This window comes from Citrobacter sp. wls711 (genome assembly GCF_005281055.1).
Taxonomy (GTDB): domain Bacteria; phylum Pseudomonadota; class Gammaproteobacteria; order Enterobacterales; family Enterobacteriaceae; genus Citrobacter; species Citrobacter gillenii.
Genome location: NZ_SZXC01000009.1, coordinates 134703 through 152050 on the forward strand (window position 1 = coordinate 134703; position 17348 = coordinate 152050).

Annotated in this window: 21 protein-coding genes; 2 read left to right on the forward strand and 19 right to left on the reverse strand. The window is 53.6% G+C overall.

Going from position 1 to position 17348, the window contains the following annotated elements; translation table 11 throughout:
* The first annotated feature begins 11 nt into the window (after positions 1-11).
* Together FDW98_RS05055 and FDW98_RS05060 are read left to right on the forward strand one after the other, a co-directional pair.
* On the forward strand, positions 12-1070 hold the full coding sequence (locus FDW98_RS05055) for an FUSC family protein (protein ID WP_096756634.1): 1059 nt from the start codon (positions 12-14) through the stop codon (positions 1068-1070).
* Positions 1071-1308: 238 nt separating this feature from the next.
* Positions 1309-1644 carry a DUF496 family protein gene (locus tag FDW98_RS05060; RefSeq protein WP_003834176.1) on the forward strand — a complete coding sequence of 112 codons (336 nt, stop codon included), beginning with the start codon at positions 1309-1311 and terminating at the stop codon, positions 1642-1644.
* A 41-nt stretch (positions 1645-1685) separates the two neighbouring features.
* Here FDW98_RS05060 and FDW98_RS05065 read toward each other — a convergent pair whose 3' ends face one another.
* The 19 genes from FDW98_RS05065 to pduC all read right to left on the reverse strand — a co-directional run bounded on the left by FDW98_RS05065 (position 1686) and on the right by pduC (position 17335).
* Positions 1686-2552: an L-threonine kinase gene (locus FDW98_RS05065; protein ID WP_096756635.1), complete on the reverse strand. Its 867-nt coding sequence runs from the start codon at positions 2550-2552 to the stop codon at positions 1686-1688.
* A 94-nt stretch (positions 2553-2646) separates the two neighbouring features.
* Complete coding sequence (locus tag FDW98_RS05070) at positions 2647-3861, reverse strand: acetate/propionate family kinase (protein WP_096756636.1); 1215 nt, start codon at positions 3859-3861, stop codon at positions 2647-2649.
* Positions 3846-4298 carry a propanediol utilization protein PduV gene (gene pduV, locus FDW98_RS05075; RefSeq protein ID WP_096756637.1) on the reverse strand — a complete coding sequence of 151 codons (453 nt, stop codon included), beginning with the start codon at positions 4296-4298 and terminating at the stop codon, positions 3846-3848. Before pduV ends, FDW98_RS05070 begins: the two co-directional genes overlap by 16 nt.
* 4 nt (positions 4299-4302) lie before the next feature.
* Positions 4303-4653 carry a propanediol utilization microcompartment protein PduU gene (gene pduU / locus FDW98_RS05080; protein WP_096756638.1) on the reverse strand — a complete coding sequence of 117 codons (351 nt, stop codon included), beginning with the start codon at positions 4651-4653 and terminating at the stop codon, positions 4303-4305.
* The gene (pduT, locus tag FDW98_RS05085) at positions 4653-5207 is read right to left on the reverse strand and encodes a propanediol utilization microcompartment protein PduT (RefSeq protein ID WP_046275683.1); all 555 of its coding nucleotides are present in this window, start codon (positions 5205-5207) and stop codon (positions 4653-4655) included. Before pduT ends, pduU begins: the two co-directional genes overlap by 1 nt.
* A 2-nt stretch (positions 5208-5209) precedes the next feature.
* The gene (gene pduS, locus FDW98_RS05090; RefSeq protein WP_096756639.1) at positions 5210-6565 is read right to left on the reverse strand and encodes a cobalamin reductase PduS; all 1356 of its coding nucleotides are present in this window, start codon (positions 6563-6565) and stop codon (positions 5210-5212) included.
* Positions 6562-7674 (reverse strand): 1-propanol dehydrogenase PduQ, encoded by a 1113-nt coding sequence (locus FDW98_RS05095; RefSeq protein WP_096756640.1) that lies wholly within the window; start codon positions 7672-7674, stop codon positions 6562-6564. The genes pduS and FDW98_RS05095 overlap by 4 nt, the downstream gene beginning before the upstream one ends.
* A gap of 10 nt (positions 7675-7684) precedes the next feature.
* On the reverse strand, positions 7685-9070 hold the full coding sequence (gene pduP, locus FDW98_RS05100; RefSeq protein ID WP_096756641.1) for a CoA-acylating propionaldehyde dehydrogenase PduP: 1386 nt from the start codon (positions 9068-9070) through the stop codon (positions 7685-7687).
* Positions 9067-10074, reverse strand: coding sequence for a two-domain cob(I)yrinic acid a,c-diamide adenosyltransferase PduO (pduO, locus tag FDW98_RS05105; protein ID WP_096756642.1), 1008 nt, complete (start codon positions 10072-10074; stop codon positions 9067-9069). The genes pduP and pduO overlap by 4 nt, the downstream gene beginning before the upstream one ends.
* An 8-nt stretch (positions 10075-10082) precedes the next feature.
* The gene (locus FDW98_RS05110) at positions 10083-10358 is read right to left on the reverse strand and encodes a EutN/CcmL family microcompartment protein (RefSeq protein ID WP_096756643.1); all 276 of its coding nucleotides are present in this window, start codon (positions 10356-10358) and stop codon (positions 10083-10085) included.
* 3 nt (positions 10359-10361) lie between these two features.
* A complete protein-coding gene (gene pduM, locus FDW98_RS05115) occupies positions 10362-10853 on the reverse strand; it encodes a microcompartment protein PduM (RefSeq protein WP_096756644.1) in 492 nt (163 codons plus the stop codon).
* On the reverse strand, positions 10850-11482 hold the full coding sequence (locus FDW98_RS05120; protein WP_096756645.1) for a phosphate propanoyltransferase: 633 nt from the start codon (positions 11480-11482) through the stop codon (positions 10850-10852). Before FDW98_RS05120 ends, pduM begins: the two co-directional genes overlap by 4 nt.
* The gene (locus FDW98_RS05125; RefSeq protein ID WP_096756646.1) at positions 11482-11946 is read right to left on the reverse strand and encodes a BMC domain-containing protein; all 465 of its coding nucleotides are present in this window, start codon (positions 11944-11946) and stop codon (positions 11482-11484) included. The genes FDW98_RS05120 and FDW98_RS05125 overlap by 1 nt, the downstream gene beginning before the upstream one ends.
* A gap of 23 nt (positions 11947-11969) precedes the next feature.
* A complete protein-coding gene (gene pduJ, locus FDW98_RS05130) occupies positions 11970-12245 on the reverse strand; it encodes a propanediol utilization microcompartment protein PduJ (protein ID WP_001057752.1) in 276 nt (91 codons plus the stop codon).
* Between the two features lie 19 nt (positions 12246-12264).
* On the reverse strand, positions 12265-12615 hold the full coding sequence (locus FDW98_RS05135; RefSeq protein WP_096756647.1) for a glycerol dehydratase reactivase beta/small subunit family protein: 351 nt from the start codon (positions 12613-12615) through the stop codon (positions 12265-12267).
* Complete coding sequence (locus FDW98_RS05140) at positions 12605-14437, reverse strand: diol dehydratase reactivase subunit alpha (RefSeq protein ID WP_096759374.1); 1833 nt, start codon at positions 14435-14437, stop codon at positions 12605-12607. The genes FDW98_RS05135 and FDW98_RS05140 overlap by 11 nt, the downstream gene beginning before the upstream one ends.
* Before the next feature lie 15 nt (positions 14438-14452).
* Positions 14453-14971, reverse strand: a complete 519-nt coding sequence (pduE, locus tag FDW98_RS05145) for a propanediol dehydratase small subunit PduE (RefSeq protein ID WP_096756648.1) — start codon at positions 14969-14971, stop codon at positions 14453-14455.
* Positions 14972-14985: 14 nt separating this feature from the next.
* The gene (gene pduD / locus FDW98_RS05150) at positions 14986-15660 is read right to left on the reverse strand and encodes a propanediol dehydratase medium subunit PduD (protein WP_096756649.1); all 675 of its coding nucleotides are present in this window, start codon (positions 15658-15660) and stop codon (positions 14986-14988) included.
* A 10-nt stretch (positions 15661-15670) separates the two neighbouring features.
* Positions 15671-17335 carry a propanediol dehydratase large subunit PduC gene (gene pduC, locus FDW98_RS05155; protein ID WP_096756650.1) on the reverse strand — a complete coding sequence of 555 codons (1665 nt, stop codon included), beginning with the start codon at positions 17333-17335 and terminating at the stop codon, positions 15671-15673.
* Positions 17336-17348 lie beyond the last annotated feature (13 nt).

Genomic DNA, 17348 nt, shown 5'->3' on the forward strand with positions numbered 1-17348 from the left:
GGAGTGCATGAGTGCGTGCAGATAAGTCACTGAGTCCTTTTGAAATTCGCTTGTATCGTCATTATCGTGTGGTGCATGGTATGCGCATCTCGCTGGCGTTTCTTCTCACTTTTCTGCTGGTTCGCCTGCTGGACATCCCTGAAGGTACCTGGCCTCTGATCACGCTGGTGGTGATCATGGGGCCGATTTCCTTTTGGGGCAATGTCGTCCCCCGAGCTTTTGAACGTATTGGTGGCACGATTCTGGGTTCGGTCCTTGGGCTGGTGGCGCTCCGGCTGGAGCTCTTTTCATTGCCGCTGATGCTGATATGGTGTGCGGTGGCGATGTTCCTGTGCGGCTGGCTGGCATTGGGTAAAAAACCGTATCAGGCGCTGCTGATCGGCATCACGTTGGCCGTTGTGGTTGGCGCACCTGCGGGCGATATGAACACGGCACTCTGGCGCGGGGGGGATGTGATTCTCGGCTCGCTACTGGCAATGCTGTTTACCTGGATCTGGCCGCAACGCGCATTTATACACTGGCGTATTCAGCTGGCGCACTGCATTACCGGCTATAACCGTGTATATCAGGCTGCGCTATCACCCAACTTACTCGAACAACCCCGGCTGGATAAGCACTTACAGCAGTTGCTGAGTGACGTCGTTAAAATGCGCGGCTTAATCATTCCGGCCAGCAAAGAAACGCGCATTCAAAAATCAGTTTTTGAAGCCATTCAAACGATTAATCGAAATCTGGTGTGCATGCTTGAACTGCAAATCAACGCGCTGTGGGCAACGCGGTCCAGTCATTTTGTGATGTTGAATGCGCATACGCTGCGTGAAACTCAGCTCAGAATGCAACAGGCACTGCTGACGATAACGCACGCTCTCTATGAAGGTAATCCGCAGCCGGTGCTTGCCAACACCGAAAAACTCAATGATACGGTGACCGAGATGCGTCAGCTGATTGATGAACATAAGGGCGACAACGTTGCAGAAACACCTATTCATGGTTATGTCTGGCTGAATATGGAGATGGCACGACAGCTGGAACTCCTCTCACATTTAATCTGTCGTGCTTTGCGCAAATAAAGCGCAGATGAGGGGATTGGTTCTACTGCTGCTTCGATTCAGCAACGATTAAGGGTATGATACTGAAAAAGGCTAAAACCATTGGTAACTGCAATGGCTTTACCCTCGATAATTCAGGTTTCAACCGTGTATTGTCAATGCAGATGCAACTTGAAGTATGGCGGGCATGAAAGTAATGTTGACCCACTTTAGCCGTTGTTTAAACGAATCCGAATCTCACATTATCAGGGGTGTAAAAATGGAAACTACCAAGCCTTCTTTCCAGGACGTGCTGGAATTTGTTCGTCTGTTCCGTCGTAAGAACAAACTGCAACGTGAAATCCAGGACGTTGAGAAAAAGATCCGTGACAACCAGAAACGTGTCCTGCTGCTGGACAACCTGAGCGACTACATCAAGCCAGGTATGAGCGTTGAAGCGATCCAGGGCATTATTGCCAGCATGAAAAGCGACTATGAAGATCGCGTGGATGATTACATCATCAAAAATGCCGAGATCTCTAAAGAGCGTCGCGACATTTCTAAAAAGCTCAAAGCCATGGGCGAAGTGAAAAACGGCGAAGCGAAAGCAGAGTAATTGTTGCAAACGATAGGGGTGTAATGTGGCCCCTATCGTCTCTACTGTAATTCAACCCCGCCCGTTACCATCCGTAGCAAATGCTGTTCCGGCCAGTGTGTAGTCAGTTTTTTCTGCACCAGCATCCATTTGATGTAGTCAATGTCATGACGCGTTCTGTCCAGCATCAGGCCAACCACGCTGCCGCTGTGGGCAACGTTCACACCGTATAAATCACATTCTTCAACCAGCGATAATAACGAATCGAAATCCGGTTTTGGCAACAACATCTGGCTGGCAATGGCGCTTAGCGTGGCCGCTTCGCCCATCCGGTACGGGTTTTGACTTGAGCAAGCTTCCTGCACTTTTTCCCAAGCTCGTCTGAGGGCAGGTGCGCCTGCCTGTAACCCGGCCTGGCGCGGGATCCGGTGATAGTCTGCCGTGCGTAACGTTTCTGGGCTTTCGAGAACCAGCAGGTCGAGGTGGGGCTGCGCTTCACAGGCGATCTGAGTGGATGCGTCGTTATGATCAAAAAGCGTTAACTGGCGAAAAACGGTGCTGTCGGTAGGTTCGAGCGAAACGCAAAGCTGCGCTAACGTGGCTTCATCTAACTGATGGCCCAGATGGTGGGCGGTAGCGATGGCGGTGGCGGCAATATCTGCCGTACTGCTGGCCATCCCTTTGGCGATGGGGATCGTGGAGTGGATATCAATACGAATATCCTGACTGACATGTGCCGGATATTGCCAGTGCTGCAACAAGCGATCAACCATCGACCGTGAAAGAGGCCGCTCATCGGCAAGCGGCGATCCGGAGCTGACTTCAACGGTGCTGTACCATTCAACCGGGCAGGAGACCAATTTCTCGCTGCCCAGAATCCAGCCCTGGATAAGTTCTCCGCATGATGCGGGGCATTGCGCAACAGCCACGTCTTTTCACCTTTGTGATTAGCAATCTTCGGCGCATAGTGTCATGGCGATCGCGCTATTACCATGATGTGCCGCAATCTGCGGCGCAGCAGTGTTAAGCGGGAATGCTCAGCGTCACAGTTTCTGCAATCGCTATACGCATTACGTCTTGCGCGATCATCAGCTCTTCGTTGGTATTGATGACGGCCACTTTGACCATCGCGTTTTCTGTCTGAATGAAGGTCGCATTATGTTGGTTTTTATCCTCATCTACCGCCAGCCCTAAGAAATTGAGGTTGTGGCAAATTGCTGCCCGGGCACGAGCAGAGTTTTCGCCGATACCACCGGTAAACACCAGCGCATCCAGACCGCCCATTTGCATAATGTAGCTGCCAATGGTGGCACGAATTCGTTCGGCAAACAGCGTCAGCGCCAGCGCTGCCTGACGGTTTCCGCTATCAGCCGCCTGTTCCACGTCACGGTAGTCAGGTGATATGCCGGATACGCCAAGTAACCCCGACTCGTTGTTGAGTAGCTGATTTAGCTGCTGTGGTGTTTTACCTTCTCGTTGGGCAATCCACGGCAAAATGGACGGATCGATGTCGCCGCTACGGGTGCCCATCATCACGCCAGACTGTGGGGTAAAGCCCATTGACGTATTAACGGATTGTCCGCCCTTGATGGCGCAGATGCTGCTGCCGTTGCCCAGATGGCAACACACAACTCGCAGAGCGCTGAGCGGAACGCCCAGTTTTTCAGCCAGCGTATGGCTGACGTATTTGTGGCTGGTACCATGGAAGCCGTAGCGACGAATACCCAGCTCCGAATAATAACGCCAGGGCAGGGGATAAATAAAAGAAGGCTCGTCGAGCGTCTGATGGAAGGCCGTATCGAAAACTGCTACAGCAGGTGTCGCCGGTAACAGTTGGCGAAAAACAGCAATACCCAGCGCATTAACCGGGTTATGCAACGGAGCCAGTTCTGCCAGACGTTCTATTTCTGCCAGCGATTCATCGGTGACTAAAACTGAATCTTTAAAGGATTCTCCGCCGTGTGCGACGCGATGCCCAACACCGTTGATGTCTTGTAAGCTATTAATGATGCCGTGACTGAGCAGTTTTTCCAGTAACAGCGTTACCGCTTCACGGTGATCGGCAATCGGCAGTGTTTCCTGCCATTTTTGCACCGGTGTTTTTATCGTGACCTTTGCATCAGGCATCCCGATGCGCTCGAACAGCCCCTGACAGAGCATCTCGCCCTGCGGCATCGCCAGTAACTGAAACTTCAGAGAAGAGCTGCCTGCATTAATGGCCATTATTTTGTGAGACATGACGATTCCTTTGCGTGCAGAAAATTGAACATCTCATCAACGCCGGTATTGTTCACCGCGCTGGTAATAAAAACGTTTTGCGCCCCTGCCTGCACCAACCAGCTTTCGATGAGGGCAATGCGCTGCGGGTTAGCTAAATCGGCTTTGGTCACCAGACCGATAACGGGCCGGTTCATGGGGCCGGTAAATCCGGGAGAAAAAGGTGACCACGGGGCGTCAGCGTTGAGCACCAGCGCGATAACGTCGGCTTCACAGGCGCTGACCAGCAGCGCGCTGTACAGGCAGCGGTTCTCCAGATATTCACCGGGTGTGTCTATTGCCATGGGGGACCAGACAATAGCCTGGGTTTTCTGATAATGAAGCGCCTCGCCACGCATACACTGGGTGAGCGATGTCTTCCCGCACTGGCTGGGACCAATGAGCATGATGCGTTTCATCACATCACGTCCGCGTAATCGGGCAGGCGGTGAAACGCATCATTTCGCCCAGCGTGCGGGTAACCTGCTTCAGCGCGTACTCAACGGCTGAAACATCGCCGGTTAATACGACTGCGCCGGTAAAGCGGTCCAGAAAACCAATCTCTACCGCGCCCGATTTAGTGGCGATATCACAGGCGATAATGGAGGCTTCGCTGGGCGTAATGGTTAAAATGCCAATCGCCGAGACTGAATCCTGCAGGCCCAGTTTCTTGAACAAATCTTTACCGGGATTAGCGATAAGATGCGCCAGTGTGACCTGTTTTCCGGGCACATATTCCTGAATCATACGATCCGTCGTCGGCTGCATTTCCATCACCCCTCCACCATTTGGCGCCACATGCTTTCATGCGGACGTGGGATCACCGAGCGATAGACCAGCAGACCTTTTTCACCCGCACTTTCGCTGGCGACCGTCACGGCGTTATTCACATCGGAAACATCGCCCGCGACAACCATGTAGCACTTACCGCCAATACCAAACGCCATATGCACTCTTACCAGCGTGACATTGGAGGCTTTTACCGCGCGGTCGGCGGCACAAATACAAGCCGCAACGCTCCAGGTTTCAACAATCCCTACCGCCTGACGTTTATCTACACTATTGAGTCCGCTGATCGCCGGCAGAACGCTGGCATGAATGTTAGGCAGGACCAGGCTGTCGACGAGCATATCTCCAGCAAGTGAGGTTCCTGTGGCAATGGCCTGCTGTATTGCGCCAACATCACCACCCAGCATCAGCAAAAATTTTCCCGGGCAGATGGTTTTACTGACCAGCAAATTCACATTAGCGCTTTTCAGCATCGCATCGCCGGCTTCCATTCCTTTGGCAATGCTGGTGAGTTCTAAAATCCCTATAGCCTGAGACATGGTTAACCTCTTATTACCGTGATGGACTGATCTGTGATTTCGCTGACAATACCGTCAATACTGGCGTGAACCGGCGCACCTAATGCACCCTCGGGTATCTCTGCAACACATTGGCCGCGCACAACGCGCTCCCCTTTTTGCACACAAGGAATGGCACTGGCACCAATATGCTGGCGTAACAACAACGTTGTTTTTTCAGTGGGATGATCTGTCTGGTCTAATGGTGCATCGTGATACCAGTCACTGAGACCCAGTTTGGTAATAAGCCGTTTCACCGGAATCAGACGGTACTTCGCCATTTCATCTTCAGGGTTTAACGGGCCTTCATAACGATGATTGAGCGCACGTAGCTCGCGTTTGAGCATGCGGTTAATGCGCATCGGAGAAATCCCCACCGGACAGGCCACGCTTTCACAGACGTTGCATTCTGAGCAAGTCAGGGCGGTAAGCAGTAATTGCGGTGTGGCGGCCTGCTGATAGTTGACCGCGCGAACCAGCAAATGTGGTGAGAGTTCATGACCAATCAAGTGTCGTGGACACAGATCCGTGCACAAGCGGCACTGCTCGCAAACGGTTTTGGCAACTGAGAGCACGGTCCGTTCATCCTGCATTCGTCGCTGGATCAGCGCATGGGATTTCGGTAGCACCAGCAGGCCACCGGTCGTTTTACTGACTGGCGTATCCAGAGAAGTAATCAGACCGCCCATCATAGGACCGCCGTTAATAAATCCGGGGTCATCGACGGTAGCGCCGCCAGCCAGTGCCAGCACTTCGCGCAGCGACATACCGACAGGCACGGTCAGGGTAACCGGCCGGGCAACTGCGCCATTGACGGTTAATGTACGACGCGTAACGGGGAACTGCTGTTCAACGGCTCGTGCGATGTTAAGCACGGTCTGGACGTTATTGACCACCACGCCCACACTAACCGGGAGAGCAGCAGGAGGCACCCGCCGTCCGGTTGCCATCCAGATTGTCAGCACTTCATCGCCAGCCGGGTAGACATCAGGCAAAATGTGTAACCTGATATCGGCGGGCAGGAGAGGTGTTAACGCACTGATGGCTTTCTGATATTTTTCTTTAAGGGCGATAATGCCGGCGCTGGCGCCAGTGGTCTTCATGGCATACTGCACGCCGCGTATCAGTCGGGCCGCCTGCACGGCCATTAATTGCTGATCAACCTTCAGCATCGGCTCGCATTCTGCAGCATTGACCAGAAACGTATCGACCTGCGCCTGCAGTTTTACATGGGCAGGAAAGCCGGCACCACCGGCTCCCACTACACCTGCAGCGCGCACGCGATCGCGTATTGTCTGAGCATCATAACAAATGGGTTCAGCCGTCATGGCTGTATTCATAATAATTCCTCAAGCAGTTCCTGGATGGCAGCGGCATCAGCATCGCGGGGATTCGTTTGCAGCGTGGCATCCGCCAGAGCCGCCTGAACCATCGAGGGAATACGCTGTGACCAGGTTTGCTTTCCGTCTTTGAGCGCGTCTGTGAAAGAGGGTAACGCACACTGTTTTTTGAGTTGCTCAATATGATGAATTAGCGCATTGAGTGCCGCCGTATCGTTTGCGTTATCAGGGCATAAGTGGCAGGCCTTCGCGAAGCGGGCATACCGTTTTGCGGCCCTGGGATCGCGGGCATTAAAATGAATCACAGAGGTCAGGATCAGTGCATTGGCAAGCCCGTGCGGCAGATGAAACTGACCGCCAAGTTGATGCGCAATGGCATGGTTAATCCCAAGCCCGGCCTGGCTAAACGCCATCCCCGCGAGGGTCGAGGCGTTGTGCATTTTTCCGCGGGTAGCCAGGCAATCGCCTTTGCTGACGGCGATGGGCAGATACTGGAAGACAATTTGCGCTGCTTTTTCAGCCAGCGCGTCAGTGAAGTCGCTGGCCTTGGTGGAAACGTACGCTTCAAGCGCATGCGTCAGCACGTCCATTCCGGTATTGGCGGTGATGGCAGGCGGTACGCTGACCACCAGCATTGGGTCAAGGATCGCCATATCCGGGTAGAGGGCATTATTAAATAACGGATATTTAATGCCTTTCTCCGGATCGCCGATCACGCAGGCGCTGGTCACTTCAGAGCCTGTGCCGCTAGTGGTCGGAATGGCTACACAGGTTTCGATTTCGATGCCAAACTGACGGCTGAACCAGACAATCGCTTTTGCTGCATCAAGCGCCGACCCTCCACCAAAGCCAATCACCACATCCGGTCGCAGGGACTGCATTTGCGCAATCCCTTGTACTACCGTATTGATGGTAGGATCGGGTGTGATATCACTGAACACGCTAATGCGATTATCCGCAGGTAACGCATCGCGCAGCGTTGCAATCAGCGGCGAACGCGCAAGAAAACCATCGCAAATAATCCAGATATGTTTATTCGTGAAGCGTTTGAGCACGCTCAAACTGCCCTGGCCGCTGTACAATCGAGTTTGCAGTGAAAAGCTATTCATTACGGCCTCATTAGCGGATAGAAAAACCGTTGGTCAGCACGCAACGACGAGAACGTGCAAACGTTCGCGCAGACGTTGTCCCTTCACCGGTTGGGGTGGCGATGGTAAAGGTGGTGAAACCTTCGCCGCCGACGCCAATACCGGCGTAAGAGGGGCCATTTTTCACAAAAATAGACGTTTGCAACGTGCGAGCAGCAAGATTCAAACGCGACACATTTTGCGAGTGCATAATGGCAGTATGGTGCAGTCCCTCTTCAACCTTCAGCGCCAACGTTAGCGCACTGTCAAAATCGTTAACCGTCACGACAGGGAGCATGGGCATCAACTGTTCGCTGGTAACCCACACATCGTCAGCCTTGACGACGCCTATCAACAGACGAGGCGCTTTTGTCGGAACGGGTATACCCGCTGCTTCCAGTAGTGCTGCCGGACTTTTTCCGACAAGCTTCTTATTCGCCATTCCCTCTGGCAGACAGGCGGCGCGTAGTTTGTCTACTTCTTCGCTATTTAGCAGTAATGCCCCAAAAGACTGCATTTGTTGAATCAGTCGTTCGGCAACCGCTTCAACAACAATCAGGCTTTTCTCGGCAATGCAGGGCAGATTGTAATCAAACGATGCGCCGTTGATGATGTCTTCCGCGGCCTTAACCAGATCGGCGGTTTCATCAACGATGCAGGGTGGATTTCCGGCACCGGCACCAATGACTTTTTTCCCGCTTTTCATACCCATAGCCACAATTCCCGGGCCACCGGTAATCGCCAGAACTGCGATTTTAGGGTGCGCCATCATCTGCTGGGTAGCTTCAAAAGTGGGTTCTGTGACTGTGACAACAAGATTTCGGATCCCGCAGCAGCGAAAGGCAATATCTTCAATCATGGCAATCAGCTTGAGTGAAACCACTTTAGCGCCCGGATGCGGGCTGAAATAAACGCTATTCCCCGCAGCTAACATACTGATGCTGTTGTTAATAATGGTTTCCGTTGGGTTGGTGCTAGGAGCAACGGAACCCATTACGCCAAAGGGGGAATATTCAAATAGCACCATGCCGCCATCACCGGTGAGGGCGGTTGTGGTTAGATCTTCAATACCGGGGGTGTTATCCAGCGCGGCTTTATTTTTGAGAAATTTATCTTCTTTGTTGCCCATTCCCGTTTCGGTTGCGCTTTCTGCCGCCAACGAGGCCAGATGAGGTGTCAGTTCTTCCCGCAGAGCGCTAATAATGGCGCTACGGGTTTTCAGTGGGCATTGCTGATAACGTAAAAAGGCCTGATGCGCGGCATCGATTGCTTCACCGACGGATGGAAAAATACCGCCACCCTTTATCTCTGCTTTTGCCGGTTCGAGCTGTTCAGTCAAAATAGTGCGGATAAGGGTTTCAAGTTCTGACGTATTCATTGATGTGTTCTCACGTTAATCGCCGCAATGGCGGTTTCTGCAATGTCCATATCCTGCTCAACGCTTCCTCCGCTGATGCCAAGACCCCCAAGGAGTAAACCTTCTCGCCATAGTGCGTATCCGCCACCAAACGTGACGACTTTTCCCTGCATATGGCTTTCCAGACCGTAAAGTGCGGCGCCCGGTTGCACCGCTGCGCTCAGTTCATGGGTGGCGGTTTTCATCGCCACGGCGGTCCACGCTTTTTTCGGTGCCAGCTCGCTACTGACGAGCAGGGCATCGGGCATGCGCCAGGTCACTGTTTGTGTACCGTTTGCATCCACAATGCTGATGACAACAGGAACTTTGAGTGCTTGTGCACGCGCTACCGCCGTACGCGTAAGCTGATGGAGTTCCTGAAATGACAATGACATAGCAGACTCCTGAACTGCCGATGTCTGGGTCGCTGCCACGTAACGCTCAGCCACCTTCTGAATGAGCGTGTTTTGGTGCGCGTCATAATCTTCAGACCTGGCGAGCGCATATAAGCAATCGGACAGGCGGTTGATATAGCGCATCAGTACCTGTCGGATGGAGGCATCTGTAGAGAGTTCGACAAGACGTCTTTCAGCACGACGGGCAAGCGTGCGGGCGAAGTGCAGACGGCTGGCGGCTTCACAGCGTCCGGGCAAAATAAAACTGTGCAGGGGAGGCACTCGCGCCATCGCGGTATCGATGGCAGCCTCAAGTGCTGCAATGTCTTCCGAGCTGATGTAGCGTTGGGCGGGCGTGGGCTGTTCGCTTTCACTGGCCAGTTCGGCACTGAACCAAAACAGCCGTAACTGAATTTCTTCAAGTAACACACGGTGTTGCAGGCTTTGTGCCGCGCAGACGCACAGACTCAACGCCGCGTTGAGTTCGTCCAGCGTGCCGTAAGCCTCAACGCGCGGGTGTGTTTTACTGACGCGCTGTCCGCTAAAGAGCGCTGTCGTACCGGCATCGCCTGTTCGGGTATAAATCGCCATAGTTCCTCCTAGCGAGAAAGCGTGTCGACAATGCCAACAATGGCCAGATCGATAGCCTCATTGGGGCCGCTAAAAACGTGTCTGGCGCTGGAGCCGCTGCTGAGTAAAACCAGCTCACCGGTACCGGCACCCACTGAGTCAACTGCGACCTCGTCACCCGCTGTTGGCGATTGCGGTAGTTCGCCGTCGGCTGTTACCCGACGTACCAGTAACAGTTTTTTTCCAACCAGTGACGGTGATTTTTGCGTGGATACCACGACGCCTGTAACGCGTGCCAGATGCATGGTTCACTCCTGCTTAATTAATTGGATATTGCGCATACTGACGGTTTCTTTTGCCAGTGCGGTCACAACACATCGACGGCGTAGCACCAGAAACCCACCTTGTAATCGGGCTACATCGGCATAACTTAAAAGCGTATCGGGATGCAGAATGATGGTTTGCCCGCGTTCATCACTGAACTCCAGCGGCAGTCGCGCGAGTTTTCGTACGGGGATCGCCGGTAGCAATTGATGCTGCAGCGATATCTTCACGCGAACGCCACAGGCCAGGGCTTCGTGGAGAGTGATCGCTGACACATCGGATGAATCGTGTTGCGCAATATGCGCCAGCAGCGGTAAATCAGCGTGCTCGATAATCAGAGCGGAGTACTGACAAACCAGCGCCCGGGGATCGGCTTCCCGTAACTGCGCGACGCTTAGAGAGAGCGAACTGTCCGCGCGTTTTTTTAATCGGGAGACGACCTCCCCGATGATGCGTTGCAGCAGTTCATTGTTCATCGTGGGCTCACCAGCGTGGCGAATGCCTGTGGGCTATCCGCCCCTGCAGCATTGGCTTCGTCAGTGTCGATATGCATTTCAAGACGCATATCCGGCGAGACGCGAACGGCAACGTTATCGAAGATCAGTCTGCGTTCATCTCCATTGATGGCGACGGAGACTTTATCGCCATGTGACACGCGTAGGATCAGCGCATCAAGCGGCGACATGTGAATGTGCCGCTGGGCAACAATCACTCCGCATGAGATATCCAGTTCAGCAAAAGGACTCACCAGGCGAATGCCCGGCGTTCCCTGAATATTGCCGGACATACGCAACGGCGCAGCGATACCCAGCGTGCGGGCATCGCTGCGGGAGATTTCTACCTGACTGGTGCTACGCAGCGGCCCCAGCAAACGCACATTTTTTAGCTGGCCTTTTGGTCCCACCAGCGTAACGGTCTGATCTGCGGCATATTGTCCGGGCTGCAGCAGACCTTTTTTCTCGCTGATGGGCTGATTGGGAAACAAACGAGCGTAATCTTCAGCACAAAGATGGATATGACGATTAGAGATCCCCAGTGGAATAGGGCGCTCGCGCATTTCATCCAGTACTTTACTGACCGTAGTCTCCAGTTGCTGTTTATCCATTACGCTTCACCTCGTTTACCAGAATGCAGGCAGAGTGAGCGAGGCTCTCCCTTCTGGCGCGGACAGGCAGGGTCGAGACACAGATTGCAGCTAATCAGGTCTGTATCTTGCGGTGCCTCGGGTAATTCACTTTCCACAACCACCTGTACTTCCACCTCGACAGGTGTGGGTTCAGGGATGGGCTCAGGCGTCGAAACGACGCTGTGCGAAAGGATGCCTTCCCCGGGTCTGGAAATAACTTTGTGCGCAACCAGACCTTCCCGCTGGTCTGCAAAGCTGGCACCGGTGGAAATGGCCGCCTGCACGGAGGCCACATCCCCGATGATTTTGATCACCGTCCAGCCTGAGCCGTTGGTTTTTTCGAGGCCCACCAGCGTGATGGAGGCGGCTTTCGCCATGACATCCGCGCAACTGATGGCTAATGCCAGACCACTAACTTCAAGTAATCCCAGTGATTGCTTCACGCTGTGCTCCTTGTTGCAACGGTTTAAGCGGATTTAGGTAAAATGGCTTCGACGTCGCTGTGTGGACGCGGGATGACGTGGCAGGATTTCACCTCGCCAACGGCACTGGCGGCAGCGCTGCCAGCGTCTACAGCAGCTTTAACCGCGCCGACATCCCCACGAACCATGACGGTGATAAGGCCCGAGCCAATTTTTTCGTAACCAACCAACTGAACGTTAGCGGATTTCACCATGGCATCAGCGGCTTCAATAGCGCCGACAAGCCCTTTTGTTTCAACCAGTCCCAGTGCGTTATTCATACTGCTTTTCTCCTGTGGATTATGAGTGGCATTCCCGGAAGGGGATGCCTTTTACCAGCCGCGCAGCGTTATTGCCGATGCGCCGACGAGCGTGGCTATCTTGTTGATACGTCAGCGTAAAAAGTGGCGCTGAGGTCGGTAAATTTTTGTAGTGCACAACCAGTTGTTCCCGGTTACATCCAATGCCGACGAGCAGCGGTGACTGACATGCCGCCAGCCATGCGCTGTGGATGATGTCGGCGGAATGGCTCTCCTGAACCACAAAGGGGATCCCTTCTTCTTCAATACCCAGCAGGACGTCATTCCAGAGTGACATGTCCTCTCCCAGGGTGAAGATCACGATAGCCGGTGCGCTGAGGTTACTTTCCATGAGCAAATGCCTTGTACCAGGAGAGGATAAGCCCAGTTGCGACAGCATTTCGTGGGCCTTCGGTACCGCGAATATTGCCGCGACCCGCAACCAGGCGGTAGTGCGCCAGCGCATCCGTTACCAGCTGTGGAACTTCGAAGTCCAGAGAAGAGCCACCAACCAGAACCACAAACGGGATGTCGCGAATATTTCCTGTGGGGCTAACCTGCCGAAGCGCTCTCAGCGCATTGGTGACAAAAACGCGTTCCTTGGCGCTGCGGCGAATGATGCGAACTTTCTCCAGCGCCAGGTCCCCAGGTAATGGCACCAGTTCATCGGGTTTCACCACACAGACCCGGGCGAATACCGTTGGTGGCAGGGGAGAAGGAAAGAACTGAACGCTGCCATCTTCGTGGCGAAGGTGGAACAGGCTTTCTACTTTCGCCAGCGGATATTTTTTGATCTCCTCGGCGAGGTAACGGTCTTCCAGTCCCAGTTCACGGGCAATAATCATCGTGACCATATCGCCCGCACCCGCCAGGTGTGTGGCAATAATTTCGCCTTTTGGATTAATGATTGAGGCGTCAGTGGAACCTGCGCCGAGATCCAGAATGGCCAGCGGACGCGTCGTGCCCGGCGTAGTGAGGGCACCCAGAATGGCCGCTTCGGCCTCAGCGCCGCCTACCTGCACGTCGATGTTGAGCTTTTGCGTGATCTCCTGGGCTATCATCGCCATTTGCAGGCGATCTGATTTCACCATTGAGGCAATACCCACCGCCTGTTCCAGCGAGAACTCTCCGGCGAGTCCCCCCGTCACGCTGACGGGAACGGAGGTATCAACTGCCAATAAATCCTGGATGAAGATTTCATGGCTGGGCTTGTTGGTTAACTCCGCCATGGTCTGGCGTACATGTTCCAGCATGCCGCCAATATTGGTTCCTGCTTCGCCGATAACGTTATCAAGCCGTGGGCATTCGCCTACTGCCTTCATAATGGCTTCCGCGCCTGCGGCAACATCGACGCGAACAGTACGTCCTTGCGACTGGAGTTCGAGGTTTCCGGCAGGAATGGCTCGCGCTTTTACATCGCCCGACGGTGTTTTCACGACGACCGCTGAGCGGTTACCAATCAGGGCACGTGCCATGGGGACAATATTTTTGGTCTCGTCCGCATTCAGGTTAAAAACAGTCGCAATCCCGTAAGGATTAGAGAGCGTTTCAATCACCTTTCCGGGGATGGCGACCTCAATGGCCGCCAGCATCCCTAACGGGATCCGATCGATATAGCGCACTTCGTCGACGATGGGCAGCGGCGTAGTAAGACGGTTGCTGACCAGCACGCCATCGTCCTGTTGCAAAATAACGCCGGTTAGCTGATATCCGGCGCGAACGGAGGCATTAATCATGGTGGCGACATCGGCAAAATCGAATGCCGATGACACCACCAGGATATAAGGCATATCCGCCGGACGGGTTAACAACTCTTCCGGCGTAATTGTGACGCCAACACCTAACCCGACCCCACCAGGCGTTTTAGGGTTGTGGCCGATCATGGTCGACTCGGTGATGATGGTTTCGGTGATCGTCTCCATCGCCACATCACCAATGACCGGCGTGGCTTCGTTAATACGGATGAGCGAAATATCGCTGACATTGATGCCTGCATTTTTTGCTGCAAGCGTAAGCGCCTCCTGAATACCAAACACATTACGTAACGTGCCCTTAATTCCAGTCGTTTCTGCCAGTGCGCTGGTTGTAATGCTCAGCGTGCCAGCGTCATCCAGAGTCGCGAGAGCGACTTCTGTTGATGAGTTGCCTATGTCAATGCCAGCTATATATCGCATCATTTTTCCCTAAAATTAATCGTCACCTTTGAGTTTCTTACGCTCGACGTACAGCACTGCTGCTTCACGCACGAAGGCTGCGCAAATCTTTGCCTGATAACGATTTTCGAGATCGTCGGCGATGGCCATCAGCTCGTCTTTGGTTGAGCGGTATGGACGCAGGGCGTTGTAGATCTCAAGGATGCGATCGTCAGGTACCGCGGTCAGTTCTGCGGCACGTTCAAAGTTCATCGCCAGCCTGTCACGTCCGGCATCTTTGGCGATATCCGCCTGAATGCGCAGCGTTTCTGGTGTGATACGCATATCCTGTGCGGTGACCTTATTGCTCAGCACATTTTCGAGCGTGAAGTCATCCAACGTTTTATTGGTGGCGGTTTTTACCCACTCAGGGTGTTTATTGGCAAGCGGGTAATCCGTCACTTTCGCGGTATGCGCTGATGAACTAGTCGCGGCTGGAGTGACGGTCTCTCCCTGCAGGCTGTTCATTCGGCTCAACACATCCCGAACCATCGATTCAATTGCGTCGGTATTCATGGAGTTATCCTTTATCAAAGCGCCACGCGCAGTTCCTGCGGGTTTTTGCCCGTCACGACGTATTTGGTCTCTTTAATGTGCAGAATGGCTGATTTCGCCTGGTACTTCGGACGCGCCATCTGATCATTCAACGTCGGGACCGGTTGTGGAGATTCACGCTTGGCGTAACGCGCGGCGTTCTTACCAATCTGGCGGTAGGTTTCCAGCGTCAGGAGTGGGGCCTGAGGGAACAGCTCCAGGTTAGAAAGCGGCGGTAACCCCTGCTGGTGGATAACCGTGGTGCCTTTGGACTGGATGCCGATTGAAATACCGGAGCCACTCAGACGGTTACCTTCCACGGCGACAAACGCCACATCGGAGGATTTAAAGCAGCGGATGACGCGTGCTTTAATGCCTTCTTCTTCAATACCCGCGATCACTTCGCGCAAAATATTCTTGTGCGGAATACCGACGATATTGACGGTCTGCGAGAGCCCAAACGCCGGACCAACGGCAATAATCACTTCATCCTGCTGCTGGCCCTGTTTGGCTTCGCCAATTTCGGTCAGAAAACTGTCACCTGGCGCGGTCGCCATCTGCGGTGCGGTTGCCGCGGCAGACGATCGGAAAGAAACAGGCTTATCGCTGGTCTGCATTTCAGACAGCACATCTTCAATTATCTGGCGCAGCAGCTTTTCATTGATTTCCATAGTTCACCCCTTAGCCAAGCTCGTTGGGATCAAGTGCGCCGGGGATGTTTTTAATTTCTTCCCAGCGTTCGCCTTGCAGGCGATAACCTGTTGCCGGACCGGCATAATCGTTGACGTCATTCACCGCGGAAAGCACCTGTCCGTCGCCGACGATAATGGCGGAGGTATGCAGATAGTCTCCGGTTAACTTGGCTTTCTGGATGTTGAGCATATCCTGAGCAACATCGGTAAATCCGCCCTGGGCCAGGGCTTTCACCACTTCCAGTCCGTTGCGGTTTTTGCTGATGATCTCTTGCGCAAACTTAATGTCTTCAACGATGTTACGTTCTGGCATATCTTTCGAGCCGTGGGCGTAAGTTGCGGCTTCAACTTCTTCATCGGTGATAGGTGGCAATCCCATTCCAGCAAACACTGCCTGCAGTGCGCGGGCCGCTTTGTTACGAATGGCGATGACGTCTTCTTCACGCACCGGACGTAAACCCCCGTCGACTTTCAGGTCACGCTGGAGAACGTTGTAGTCGTCAAAGTCTTCGGCATCTTCGTTAGAGCCTGCAAACATGTTGTCGTAGTTCGGCACGGCGGAATAACCGGAAGATATGAAGTCAGTTCCTGGCAGGAATTGCATCAGCAAACGCGCGGTACGGCGCATATCCGAGTGGGTAAAGGTTTGGTCGTTACTGGAGGCGCATTCGAGATCCAGTGACGAGCAGATCAGGTTTTCTGCCAGCACTGCGCGGATACCTGACGGTACGGCGGAAGGGACGCCGATGCAGCTAACGGACCCGTTCTGTAAACCCTGCACGCCAGCGGCTTTGGTGATGTAAATGCAGCGGGCTTCCAGATACAGCATGGATTTGCCTTCTGCATAACCCATCTGCACTTCTGAGCCAGAACCTGAGGTAAAGCGCATTTTTAGACCGCGTGAGGCATAAGAAGAGGCCAGGAAGCCTTTTGACCATGGGGTATCGTCACCATCGGTAAAGACCGGTTCAGTACCGTACACGGAAATCGTTTCTGCATAGCAGGTGTGGCCTAACATGCCGAGTTTGAGCTCGGTGGCTTCTTCCAGTGAGCACTGGGTTAATACACCGGGACGCCCAACCTGTGAACCAACCAGCAGAGCAATAGCGTTAAACGGGGCATAGCGTGCCACGGCAACGGTTGTTTCCTGCTCGTCAAATCCACGCCATGCGCCTTCTGCTGCATCGGCCGCAATCTGCACCGGGTTGTCTTTAACGTTAGTGACGTGCGCTTGTTGAGAAGGGGTTCTGCGGGCGCGCATTTTCTGCATCGACATCATCATTTCGACGACGTTCATATGCGAAACCACTTCGACAATTTTTGCCGGTGTCATCGCGGTGGTCAGCGGAACGATGTCTTTGCGTTTCACATTAGGATCGCAGAGCATATTGGCGAGTTTGACCGAGTCCATCGCCATCACTTCTTCAGCGCGCGCCAGATTAATACCGTAGCGGGCAATGAAATGGTCTATCAAATCAAATTCACTGGCGGCTTTACCATCCAGTTCGGTGACCATACCGTTAACGATTTTTATGGACGGTTTTGGGTCGTTCGGGCTTTCCATCGCAATGAAGCCTTCTTCGATCCACTCCTTAACGAAGCCGTCCTGATTCACAGGGCGTTTCGCCAGTGCTTCAAATCTTTTCGATCTCATGAATCAGCCTCAC